10 protein-coding genes and 1 pseudogene are annotated in these 11,628 nt (G+C 35.6%); 4 read left to right on the top strand and 7 right to left on the bottom strand.

Annotated features, from left to right (window positions below; all coding sequences use genetic code 11):
* Positions 1-1,088 precede the first annotated feature (1,088 nt).
* From BUC17_RS11195 to BUC17_RS14165, 4 genes are read left to right on the top strand one after another with little or no spacing between them, the layout of a single operon-like run.
* A complete protein-coding gene (locus BUC17_RS11195; protein ID WP_073364460.1) occupies positions 1,089-1,847 on the top strand; it encodes a hypothetical protein in 759 nt (252 codons plus the stop codon).
* Positions 1,847-2,248, top strand: coding sequence for a DUF5675 family protein (locus BUC17_RS11200; RefSeq protein ID WP_073364463.1), 402 nt, complete (start codon positions 1,847-1,849; stop codon positions 2,246-2,248). The genes BUC17_RS11195 and BUC17_RS11200 overlap by 1 nt, the downstream gene beginning before the upstream one ends.
* A 4-nt stretch (positions 2,249-2,252) precedes the next feature.
* Positions 2,253-2,519, top strand: coding sequence for a hypothetical protein (locus BUC17_RS11205; protein WP_073364466.1), 267 nt, complete (start codon positions 2,253-2,255; stop codon positions 2,517-2,519).
* On the top strand, positions 2,509-2,685 hold the full coding sequence (locus BUC17_RS14165; protein WP_200798334.1) for a hypothetical protein: 177 nt from the start codon (positions 2,509-2,511) through the stop codon (positions 2,683-2,685). The genes BUC17_RS11205 and BUC17_RS14165 overlap by 11 nt, the downstream gene beginning before the upstream one ends.
* Positions 2,686-2,748: 63 nt before the next feature.
* Here the strand turns inward: BUC17_RS14165 and BUC17_RS11210 are convergent, their stop codons facing one another.
* The 7 genes and pseudogenes from BUC17_RS11210 to BUC17_RS11240 all read right to left on the bottom strand — a co-directional run bounded on the left by BUC17_RS11210 (position 2,749) and on the right by BUC17_RS11240 (position 11,627).
* Positions 2,749-3,171, bottom strand: a complete 423-nt coding sequence (locus BUC17_RS11210) for a DUF6943 family protein (RefSeq protein ID WP_073364547.1) — start codon at positions 3,169-3,171, stop codon at positions 2,749-2,751.
* 1,426 nt (positions 3,172-4,597) lie between these two features.
* Complete coding sequence (locus tag BUC17_RS11220) at positions 4,598-6,853, bottom strand: multicopper oxidase domain-containing protein (RefSeq protein WP_073364470.1); 2,256 nt, start codon at positions 6,851-6,853, stop codon at positions 4,598-4,600.
* A 4-nt stretch (positions 6,854-6,857) separates the two neighbouring features.
* Positions 6,858-7,730, bottom strand: coding sequence for a DUF2911 domain-containing protein (locus BUC17_RS11225; RefSeq protein ID WP_073364473.1), 873 nt, complete (start codon positions 7,728-7,730; stop codon positions 6,858-6,860).
* Positions 7,731-7,823: 93 nt separating this feature from the next.
* Entirely contained in the window at positions 7,824-8,042 is a 219-nt protein-coding gene (locus tag BUC17_RS14265; protein WP_229658308.1) for a GDCCVxC domain-containing (seleno)protein, read from the bottom strand.
* A gap of 51 nt (positions 8,043-8,093) precedes the next feature.
* Positions 8,094-8,432 (bottom strand): annotated as a pseudogene (locus tag BUC17_RS14270) (MerC domain-containing protein); the annotation flags it as partial.
* Positions 8,433-8,450: 18 nt separating this feature from the next.
* A complete protein-coding gene (locus BUC17_RS11235) occupies positions 8,451-10,988 on the bottom strand; it encodes a heavy metal translocating P-type ATPase (protein ID WP_073364478.1) in 2,538 nt (845 codons plus the stop codon).
* A 78-nt stretch (positions 10,989-11,066) separates the two neighbouring features.
* A complete protein-coding gene (locus BUC17_RS11240) occupies positions 11,067-11,627 on the bottom strand; it encodes a helix-turn-helix domain-containing protein (protein ID WP_073364481.1) in 561 nt (186 codons plus the stop codon).
* Position 11,628 lies beyond the last annotated feature (1 nt).

Consider the following 11,628-nt stretch of genomic DNA (forward strand, 5'->3'; position numbering starts at 1 on the left):
TTGCATTTACAAAAGCAAGCTTTAAACTTGAGGGATTACCTCTGGTGATCCTAAAGGGGGGACCTTGCAAAGAAAAACCCTAACGCCATTTTCAAAGGCGTTGATTTTTTAATTTTATAGCGTTTACAAAAGCGAGCTTTAAACTTGAGGGATTACCTCTGGTGATCCTAAAGGGGGAACCTTGCAAAGAAAAACCCTAACGCCATTTTCAAAGGCGTTGATTTTTTAATTTATAGCGTTTACAAAAGCGAGCTTTAAACTTGAGGGATTACCTCTGGTGATCCTAAAGGGGAAACCTGCAAAGAAAAACCCTAACGCCATTTGCAAAGGCGTTGGTTTTTTAATTTTATAGCGTTTACAAAAGCAAGCTTTTGACACCGCTATAAAATTAAAAAACCCGAAACTACCGTTTCGGGTTTTTCTTTGCGGAGAAAGAGGGATTTGTATTTCCTCTTTTATGCCTTTAATAATAAGGATTCAGCAATACTAAATTCTAGGGTCTCGATTTTAAACCTCAAAAAATCAAACTTTTTTTGACAAATCTTAATAATCAAATATACAAAATAAATTATAGATAGAAGTTTAATAAGTGAATTAGTATTGATAATTAATCAATAATTAACTCTAGAACTTTTTCAAAATTAAGCCCTGTATAAATGCAAAATTCTTCTATGCTCACAAACTCATTTTCGAGCTTATTGAGGTCATTTCTAATCTTGTTCAATAGTCTAAGACTTTGCCTGTAACTTTTGCCTGTAATACGCTGTATATCCTTTGGGTAGATACACAACCTCTTATTGTGTGATTTCATACTTTATCCATGCCTTTGATATGCCTTTGAGTAGGTTTAAAGTTAGAAATAATTCCTTTTGTTTTTAAGTAATCGTTTTTGGTGATTTGCAGCCGATTTTAGGTGACTTCTAAGTTTAATTATGTCATTTATTCCAATGGTTGACAGATTGTATTGTGTGATGTTTTAAATGGTTTATTTAAGTATAAACTTTGTTCTTGAATCAGTCGGAAAGTGTTGCAACAGGATTAAGATTGACAGAGTTTGAACATTAGTTATTAATTAAAATTTTGTAGTTATGGCCAGACAGAAAGGCATAATTAAGTTGAAAGGTACTATCGGGGATATTACCTTTTACAAAACCCAAGACGGACACTTGGCACGCGAAAAAGGGGGCATTGATGCCAGCAGAATCGCAAGCGATCCTGCGTTCCAGAGAACGCGCGAAAATGGTTCCGAATTTGGAAGAGCAGGAAAAGCCGGAAAGCTTTTAAGAACTGCTTTAAGACCGTTGCTTTTGAATTCTGCTGATAGCAGAATGGTGAGCAGACTTACCCAGGCAATGGTGAAAGTAATCCAAGCTGACACAGTTAGCGATAGAGGATTACGAAACGTTATTGATGGAGAAACTGAATTGTTATTCGGTTTTGAATTCAATATCAGGGGTAAATTAGGAACTAGTTTGTATGCTCCGTATGTTGGCGCTATTGACCGTGTTTCCGGTGAAATCACAGTTGATTTGGCCTCTTTTATGCCTGCCAACATGTTAGCTGCTCCGAGTGGAACCACTCACTTTAAAATTATCTCTGCTGGTGCAGAAGTTGATTTTGAAGCTGAAACCTATGTAGTAGCAACTTCTGAGACAGCAATTTTGCCATGGGACGCAACTGCAACAGCAGCCATCAACCAAACCAATGCGGTTACTCCGGCGAGTACTAAACCCTTGTTTTTAGCTTTGGGTATTGAATTCTACCAAGAAATCAATGGTCAAATGTACCCATTGAAAAATGGTGCATTCAACCCTTTGGCGATTGTGAAAGTTGACAGTGGCGTGTAATGGTTCTTGTGTTGCATAGAACATATTTTCCGGAGGGAACGCAAGGGATTTTAGAATGGAACGGCGATTTGATTTGCTATACCATCGAGCTGCCCTGGTTGGATAAACAAAAGCGAATTTCTTGTGTTCCTGAAGGAGAATATATTTTACAGAAGCGTTTCAGTAAAAAATTTGGATGGCACTTGCATTTAGTGAATGTTCCGGGAAGAGATTACATCTTGATTCATCCCGCCAATGATGCCAAAAAAGAATTATTAGGTTGTATTGCTCCTGTTACTACGCACACCGGGATTGGAAAAGGAAATTATTCCAGAAAAGCATTTTCGAAAGTTAAGGATTTGGTTTATCCGGTTCTCTCCGATAATCAAGTTGTAAAAATTCTAATCACTACTAAATCATAAAATCATGAATGTAGTTCAAAGGGCAGCTGCCCCAACCCCGAAGTTTTTTAAGATTTTGCGAACCATTGGCTTGGCATTATTGGCCGTAAGTGGTAGCATCATAGCTGCACCTGTAGCTTTGCCGGCCGTAGTTGTCACCATTGCCGGATATTCAGCCGTAGCCGGCGGAGTACTTTCGGCAGTCAGTCAGATAACTGTTGAGGACAAGGTCCTTCGACAAGCCCTGGATGACAAGGCTAAAAACCTCAATAAACCTCGTGATGGAGACTAATCTTTCCATCAAAACGGGAACTGCTTCCGGAACAGTTTTGAGCATTTTGCCCAATATACTCTCGGAAGATATTGTAAAAACAATTATCTTAGCGGTGATTGGAGCAACAGTAAGTTTTTCCGTTTCTCTATTCCTTAAATGGGTAACAAAATCTAAAAAACAATAGTCCGGTTTTGATTGGTAACCTTTACCGGATATGAGAAAGCCTAGTCGTTAGACCAGGCTTTTTTTATTTATTACAGTACCGATACAAAATAGCTTTCCGCAAATCATTTATAAGGATTAAATTCTCATGAAATTGTTTTTCCTTTTGCTGGAGCAGTTTCAGCGCGGTTATATTTTTTTGGTGCTGCTCGTGTTCTTCCATCATAGTTTTTGCTCTTGGAGTGAATTCATTTTTGAAATCCGGAAGGCGCAAAAATGGTATTACGGAGCCGATTAGGAATTGATGCCAGAATTTGGTTTGCCATAAGCTGAAGGCAATAAAATAGAAGTTTTCGCAGTCCTCTTCATGTTGTAAGAGTATCACAAAGCTATTTGTAAACGGCTCTTTTTGGGGTTTGCCGCTGTTTAATCCTTTGTTTAGGATGAACAAATGCGGTTTTGAATAGTTAGTTCCTGGTCTGTGGGTTTTGATGATAAAATTGGTCATGGCTTCGGAATTAAAGTTAACATCTTCCTGTTCCTGTCTTGAGCGGTGGTTCCGGGTTATCACCCTGCCCCACACACAAATTTTTCAAAAGAAAAAAGGAAAAAAAAGAAAGCCGTTTGACCTTGTGGAAGGTTTCTAAAAAGCCAGTTTTTTGGATGAAATACTACCCGCAGGGTGGAGATTTTAGCCAAAACCCAAAGGGCTTGAACTTGCTTTTTTGAATACCTGCAACATAGATTTGCTCTCTTTTTTTTATTTTTTATTTTGAAATATCTAATCAAATTTTCCTTGTTTGTTTGGATGAAATTTTGAATTAATGAGTCTTGATTTATGCAGGAATGTTCTTGAAAGGGTATCCATTTTTTTGGACGGATGGAAAGTCCAAATCAAATAATAAAAACGTTTTTCATCCGGCAGAAAAATTGGATACTCTTTCTTCTCATTTGATTTTTGAGGATGCTTGAGTCGTGTTCAGTAATCAGTAGTTAGTGTACAGTCGGAATGTTAATATGGAAATGGAAGCATCTTCAAAAAACAATGTAAAAACTTACCTAGTGCGATGGGGCAGTAGCGCAAGCAAGGGTATTATTTTTTTATTTGTTTATCGAGATGTTCTAATTGGTTTAATGGAAAAGCTGCTGCCATAGACTTGAAAGAAATACAATCCTTATAGTATGTCATTACTATTATTATGAACGGTATGGCATCGGCTTTTCCGTTAAAGCAATTACTGCTGTTTTTCTAGCAAATAAAAAAATAATACTCTTGCAGGGAATTTTGGTTTTGTGGGTAATAAAATGGCTTTTACCATAGGCAAATAAACTGAAAAATTAAAGCCATTTTATTACTTACAAAAGCAATACAACTACTTCCTATTTAAATGCAAAGATGATAAAGACAATTAACGCAAACGTTCTTAAAAAGAAATAACAACGCTAAAGTTTACGATGAAATGGCGAGCGTTGTTAAAGACAGTGGCGAAGGACGGTATTTTTTTGTAGCTGGGTGGTGCGATGGGAGCTGCAAAAAATGTTGTCCTGAAGCCACTGGCAAGCGCGTTGGGTGTGCGGCTTTTTTACATAATGTTATTATAGTGCATACGGTAACTTCTTTTGGATTGGGATTTTGGTGATGCACTATAATGCCACATTATGTAAAGAAGCTTTGGGAAAAAAATTACTGGCGCAAGTTGCGAAGCGTACGGGTTTTTTCTAAAAACTGTGCCAGTAATTTTTTTGGAGCGTTGGCAAAGGAGTGGCAACTGGAATGTAAAACGTCCTTTTAACCTATGAGCGAAAAAGTCAATTGTTTTAAAAACAAATATTAATCAAAAACTATTATATTTTTTTACAGTCCAGTTTTAAATTTTACTTAAAAAAAAATGCTTGTTTTACAACAAGCATCTTAAATATTAATTTAAAAAAAATTAATAATTCAAAGTAGCTCCCAATCCAAATCCCATATCACTGTCATAATGAGTCGTTATGCCAAAGTTTCTTTTTACTATGTAACGCAATGCTGCCATATATTCTTTATCTGTATTCCACATTAAACTCATTCGTAGTCTTTTAGAAACTGGAATATCTTTTCGTTCCAATTGGAAACGAACATTTCCATCTGTGAATACTTCTACTTGAGCCATAATAAGCATTGGTAAAGTATAATTTATACCAGCACTAAAAACAGCTCGATTGTCTTTAGTATTGGTTTGTCCAAAAAGATTATGTTCTTGTTCATCTATACCCATTTTCCTGTATCTCCAATCAAAACCAATGAAAGGCATTAGCCATTGCATTTTACCGATATATCGTCCGATATGTGTTTCGGTTTCGTAACCGTGCATATCATTGTATCCTAATCTCCATTCTGTTCCAATGCTCCAACGTGTGCTTTGATACATTGCTTCTCCATCGTTTCCGTTGGTAGCAAAATCATTTTCTGCCATAAAATGAAATTTCCTATCATCGGCAAATAATTTTCTTTGTGCTAATTTGGGATTTGGAATAAGTGGATTTGGAGCTTGGTTTTCGTAGGTAAAAACTCTTCCCATACCTGCCATCATGTGGTATAAAATATGACAATGAAAAAACCAATCGCCTTCAACATTTGCATTGAATTCAATAATATTTGTTTCCATTGGCATTAGATCCATTACATTTTTTAAAGGCGCAAACTCTTCTTGACCATTAATAATTCTGAAATCATGACCATGCAAGTGCATTGGATGACGCATCATGGAACCGTTGTAAAGCGTAATTCTAATATTTTCTCCTTTTTTTATAAGTATTTTATCGGTTTCAGAAACTACTTTATTGTCTAAACTCCAAACGTATCGGTTCATATTTCCTGTAAGCTCAAAACGAAGTTCTTTTACTGGTGCATCTTTGGGTAATGTCGTTTTATCAGTTGCTTTTAGCATTGCATAGTTGAGTGTTGTAATACTAGATAGCTTATTGGCATTGTATTGATTTTGATTATGGTTGGAATGGTCATTTTTCATTTCCATACTACTCTCATTTTCTTTGTTTTTTGCATTTGTAGCACCAGTTATTTCTGGATACATTACTACATTCATATCCATTTGGTTTAAGGACATACTCATTCCCATATCGTCCAAGTCGCCGTTCATTTTCATCATGCCATTCATCATTTTCATACCTTCAAAATATTTTAATTTAGGTAAAGGAGCAATTAATTGTTTGATGCCATTGCCAATGTATAATGAAGTTGATTTAGTTCTATCTTCTGGAGTTGCTAAAAATTCGTAGGAAGTATTATCGGCAGGAATTGTAACAATAACATCATAGGTTTCTGATACTGCAATCAATAATCGATCAACTTCAACTGGTTCAACATCGTTACCATCACTGGCAACTACAGTAATTTTTCCACCAGCATAAGTCAACCAAAAATAAGATGAAGCACCGCCATTTGCTATTCGCAATCGAACTTTATCACCACCTTTAAATTGCGATAATTGGTTTTCATTTTTACCATTAATTAGAAACTTGTCATAATATACATCGCTTACATCCATTGCGTTCATTCGTTTCCATTCGTTGGCAATTTTTGTTTTGAAATGACCTTGCCTAATAGCTTCCGCATAACTTTGTGTTGTGCCTTTTTTGATGGCAAACCAATCGGTTGCGTTGTGTAACATTCGATGAATGTTTTCGGGTTTTAAATCGGTCCATTCACTTAAAATTACTGGAACAGTTGGTAAATCATCTATTCCTTTTCGAAATGTTTTATCATTTTGTTTTTTGTTCATGATGAACATACCATACATGCCGATTTGTTCTTGTAAACCCGAATGACTGTGATACCAATGTGTTCCGTTTTGTATGATTGGGAAAGTGTATTTATGAATTGTTCCGGGTTTGATAGGCATTTGCGTTAAATTTGGTACACCATCTTCTTTATTAGGTAAAAATAGTCCGTGCCAATGTAACGATGTGCTTTCTTTTAATTCGTTGTGTACATAAATTTCGGCAATATCACCTTCGGTAAACGTTAGTGTTGGCATTGGAATTTGACCATTAACTGCTATGGCTCTTTTTTCTTTACCAGAATAATTGACAATAGTATCGCGAACATACAAATCGTAACGCACTATGTTTTGCGCAACAAGTAAATGAGTAATAAAAAACAGAAAAACGATAATTAATACTTTAGTTTTCATAATTTTAATTTTTTAATATTATTTCCCAATCCGCTATTCTTTTATTTAGTGTCTCGATTGTAGTTTTCATTTTTTCCTTATCAGCCAAAGTAATTGCTCTTTTTGCTGCTTCAATTGCATTGGTATAATCTTTTAATTCGGATGCTATTTTTTGTCTCAAATTTGGGTAATAGAAGTTTTCAGGGTTTAATTTTTCTGCTTCTAAAAGCCAAATTATTGCCTGTTTATAATCTCTATTTGTGCTGTAATAATAATTAGCTGCCTGAAACAATAAATTGGCATCCTGGGTTTTTCCTTTTATGATATGTTGTTCTATCAATGCTACTATTGTATCATCTTCTTGGCTTTTTATTGGTATTTTAACCATCGTATTTTCCCAAAGTATTTTCAGAAATGCTTCACCCTTACTGTTGATGTCATTTAAATCGATTGTAAATGTTTCATAGAAGTTAGAGCTTTTTTCGACAGGAACTTTGAAACGCATCACATCCTTTTTTTCATCATAGCCGGTTTCGCCATGTAAAGTAGTATCTGTGTTGATAATTATAGTCCACTCATTGATTGAAGGAATTGTGAATATTGAGTAACTACCTGTTTTTAATACATTGTTGCCAAATGAAATATCTTCGGAAGTAGTTATTACAGTACAATCACTTGCCCCTGTTCGCCAAAGTTTATCAAATGGTACTAACTCCCCAAATATTTTTCGTCCTCTGACTAAAGGTCTGCTATATGAAATTTTTATTTTTGCGCTACCCACTTCTTGCTCATACGATGCTGCAGGGCTAGCTGCAGTTACTCTAATTTGAACTTTGTCTTGTGCTGACAGTATTACAGATTGCAAAAGCATAAAGCTTAATAGGATGTTTTTTTTCATTTATTTTAATTTTTAAATATGTTGGAATATTAATCTAATTCTTTAAGCTTAGCTTTCATTTTGTTAGCTTCCGCATGCTGCCCTGTACTATTTTTAGCAGCACTTTTCACCTGATTGAATAGGTGGACATTTTACAGTGCCATAGCTGCAATAAACACAACAATCACCTTGTTTAGGTTTCACTATTTTTTTACAGTTTTCGCATTCATAGAAGAATTGACAAGCATCAGTAGGCATCATTTCTTCTTTTTTGTGACCGCAATGTGGACATGTTATTTTTGATTTCAGTTCTACTGATTTACCGTTGTACATCGTGCAAGTATTACAGCCATAGTGAAGTTTGTTTCTATGATAATTGACTATTGTAGCGATAAGAAGCCCGAACATACCAGTATATAAAAAATAGGACTGATAATCATTATTACAAAAGTAATAGCTGTAAAAAATGATTATTGTACTTGGAATAGCTATCAACAAAGGATATAGGCATCTATGCAGGCGATAGGAAAGAAAAAAGCCAACTAAAGATAATAGGACCATCCCTTGAAAAATCCACATTGTCCAACCTCCAAAAAGTTCAAAACTACCTAAACCTAAAGCAGATGCTACAAATGCAAAAAGAGGGAAACAGCAAGGCGAAAGCAATGCTGTAAAGAACATCCCGATTGTTCCTAATTTATCTATGTTATTTTTTAGTTTCATTCGTGTTATCGTTAATTATTATAGTTTTAAACCTCTTAGTCTCAAGGCATTGATAATAACAGATACGGAGCTGAAAGACATTGCCAAAGCTGCAATCATAGGAGATAGTAAAATTCCGAAAACCGGATATAACACACCAGCTGCAATTGGGACACCAAGTACATTATAGAAAAAGGCAAAAAATAGATTTTGTTTAATATTTCTCATAACAGCATGGCTTAAATTCTTGGCTTTTACGATACCCTGTAAATCGCCTTTGACCAGAGTTATTTTGGCACTTTCAATAGCGACATCTGTTCCTGTTCCCATTGCTATTCCAATGTTGGCTTGTGCCAATGCCGGCGCATCATTTATACCATCGCCAGCCATGGCTACAATTTTGCCTTCTGCCTGCAATTTTTTAATTTCTTTGAGTTTGTCTTCGGGTAAGCATCCAGCTTTATAGGTTTTTAATCCCAATTCATCAGCAACTGCTTTAGCTGTATTGACATTGTCACCAGTCATCATGATTACTTCGACACCCTGGCTCATTAATTCTTTTATGGCTTCTTTGCTAGAAGTTTTAATAGCATCTGTTATAGATACAAAACCAACAGCTATGTTATCAACGGCAATGTAAGAGACTGTTTTTCCTAATTTTTGTTCAATAATGATTTTGTTCTCTAAATCGTCAGAAACTGTTGCTTTAACTTGTTCCATTAGTTTTTTATTACCTAATGCTACTTTTTTACCAGCAACTGTTCCTGTAACTCCTTTTCCGGCAACGGCTTCAAAATCTTTTACTTCGATTAAAGAAATGGATTTTGTTTTGGCATAAATTACCACAGCTTGTGCCAATGGATGTTCACTATATTGGTTTAAGGAAGCAATGCTTTGCAATAAGTCACTATCGTTGTTATTGGATGCATAAATTTTTTCGACAGATGGTTTTCCTTCGGTGATGGTTCCTGTTTTATCGGTAATTAAAACATTAACCTTATTCATGTTCTCTAAAGCCTCAGCATTCTTTATCAAAACGCCTGATTGTGCTCCTTTGCCAACACCAACCATTACTGACATGGGAGTTGCCAGACCCAGAGCACAAGGACAGGCTATAATTAATACAGCAATAGCATTTATAAAGCCATACACCAATGCTGGTTCGGGACCAAATTTTGCCCAAACAAAAAATGTTATTACTGATATGATAACCACAATTGGCACAAAGTACTTGGAGATACTATCTGCTAATTTCTGAATTGGTGCTCTGGAACGTGAAGCATCATTAACCATTTGCACGATTTGAGATAGCAAGGTTTCGGAACCTACTTTTTCGGCTATCATCACAAATGATTTGTTTCCGTTTATTGTTCCGGAAATTACGTTATCGCCTTTCTTTTTATCAACCGGTATTGGCTCACCAGTAATCATGGCTTCATCTATACTGTTTTCCCCATCGGTTATTTTACCGTCAACAGGAATTTTATCTCCGGGTTTTACTCTCAATAAATCGCCTTTTTTGATGTCGTGGATTGATATTACTTTATCACCGCCATCAATAACCAAAGTAGCTTCAGTTGGCGCAAGTTTTAATAATTCTTTGATAGCTCCGCTGGTTTGGCTGTGTGCCCTTGCTTCGAGTAATTGTCCTAACAAAACTAAAGTCAGAATAACTGTTGTAGCTTCGAAGTATAATAATACCGTTCCGTGTTCTGTTTTGAATTCGTTTGGGAAAATATCAGGAAAAAACATTCCGACTAAACTAAATAGAAAAGCCACTCCTGTACCGATTCCGATAAGGGTAAACATATTCAAATTCCAAGTGATTATTGATTTCCAGGCGCGAACAAAGAATATCCAACAGGCATAAAAAACAACAGGAAGCGATAATAGTAATTGTACCCAATTCCATTTTGAAGCAGCCATTAATTGCAATAGAGGATTGTTGTGTGCCATTTCAATCATGGCAATGGCGAAAATGGGAACCGTGAACAACACTGCAATTTTCATTTTTTTTACCAAATCTTTATACGTTTTTTGGTCTTCGCTTTCGCTTGGTTCCATTGGTACTAAATCCATTCCACAAATAGGACATGAACCCGGAGTTTCGCTGATTACTTCGGGATGCATGGGACATGTATATAGAGTTTTAGCAGTAGTTAGCTCAGGTGCTTTGACTAAATCCATTCCACAAACGGGACAATCGCTTGCTTTATCATAAACTTTTTCACCTTCGCAATGCATTGGGCAATAGTATTTCCCTTGAGCATTACCTGGTATATTAGCCTCTTTTTTATGATCATGATTATGAGAGGAACAACATGACTTTACAGCGGATTCTTTAGCGGTAGTGTCTATTATTGTTTTTCCATTACTCATTTCTATGGTATATTTTCCGACGGCGGTTAGTGCTTCCTGCAACTGTGTTGTTGGAATGTGTTTTTCCATAGTTATTGTGGCTATTGGTGGATTCAATGAAACTTTTGCCTCAATACCTTCAATAGTATTCAATGCTTTTTCGACTTTAGAGCGACAACCATCGCAAGTCATTCCGGTAATGCTGTAAGTATGTATCATTTTTTATATTATTTTAATACAAATTTCTATCATAACTGTTTTATGCATTTGCACAATTTTGGGTTTGATTTGCAAGATTTATAGGTCTTCAATTTGCTTTCGTTTGATGGTTTTTATGTTCTTGAAGTGAGTTGGTGAAAAGCCGGTCACTTTTTTGAATTGGTTACTTAAATGCGACACGCTACTATAATTTAATGAATAGGCTATTTGACTCAGCGATAATTCATCATACATAATCAACTCTTTTACTTTTTCAATTTTTTGATTGATGAAGTATTTTTCAATTGTTGTGTTTTCTACTTCGGAAAAGAGATTGCTTAAGGTATTATAATCTTGATGGAGGTGTTGGAACAGAAACTCTGACAGGTTCGTTTTTAAATCATTATTTTTATTTTGGACCAAATCAATAATCAATGTTTTAATCTTATCGATTGTTTTACTTTTCCTGTCATCAATCAAATCAAAGCCGACTGCACGCAGATTTTTTAACAATTCGGTTTTTTGATTTTCCTGAATGTCATTTTTTAATTCAACTTCACCTAACTCAACTGAAATGGGAATGATTCCCATGCTTTCAAATACAGCTTTTACGACCATCTTGCAGCGGCTGCAAACCATATTTTTTATGTATATTTTCATC

The organism is Flavobacterium fontis (assembly GCF_900129405.1).
Taxonomy (GTDB): domain Bacteria; phylum Bacteroidota; class Bacteroidia; order Flavobacteriales; family Flavobacteriaceae; genus Flavobacterium; species Flavobacterium fontis.

Coding starts and splice junctions, on each gene's coding strand:
- BUC17_RS11195 (WP_073364460.1), top strand. CDS start 1,089: ATGGCCAGACAGAAAGGCATAATTAAGTTGAAAGGTACTATCGGGGAT.
- BUC17_RS11200 (WP_073364463.1), top strand. CDS start 1,847: ATGGTTCTTGTGTTGCATAGAACATATTTTCCGGAGGGAACGCAAGGG.
- BUC17_RS11205 (WP_073364466.1), top strand. CDS start 2,253: ATGAATGTAGTTCAAAGGGCAGCTGCCCCAACCCCGAAGTTTTTTAAG.
- BUC17_RS14165 (WP_200798334.1), top strand. CDS start 2,509: ATGGAGACTAATCTTTCCATCAAAACGGGAACTGCTTCCGGAACAGTT.
- BUC17_RS11210 (WP_073364547.1), bottom strand. CDS start 3,171: ATGACCAATTTTATCATCAAAACCCACAGACCAGGAACTAACTATTCA.
- BUC17_RS11220 (WP_073364470.1), bottom strand. CDS start 6,853: ATGAAAACTAAAGTATTAATTATCGTTTTTCTGTTTTTTATTACTCAT.
- BUC17_RS11225 (WP_073364473.1), bottom strand. CDS start 7,730: ATGAAAAAAAACATCCTATTAAGCTTTATGCTTTTGCAATCTGTAATA.
- BUC17_RS14265 (WP_229658308.1), bottom strand. CDS start 8,042: ATGTACAACGGTAAATCAGTAGAACTGAAATCAAAAATAACATGTCCA.
- BUC17_RS11235 (WP_073364478.1), bottom strand. CDS start 10,988: ATGATACATACTTACAGCATTACCGGAATGACTTGCGATGGTTGTCGC.
- BUC17_RS11240 (WP_073364481.1), bottom strand. CDS start 11,627: ATGAAAATATACATAAAAAATATGGTTTGCAGCCGCTGCAAGATGGTC.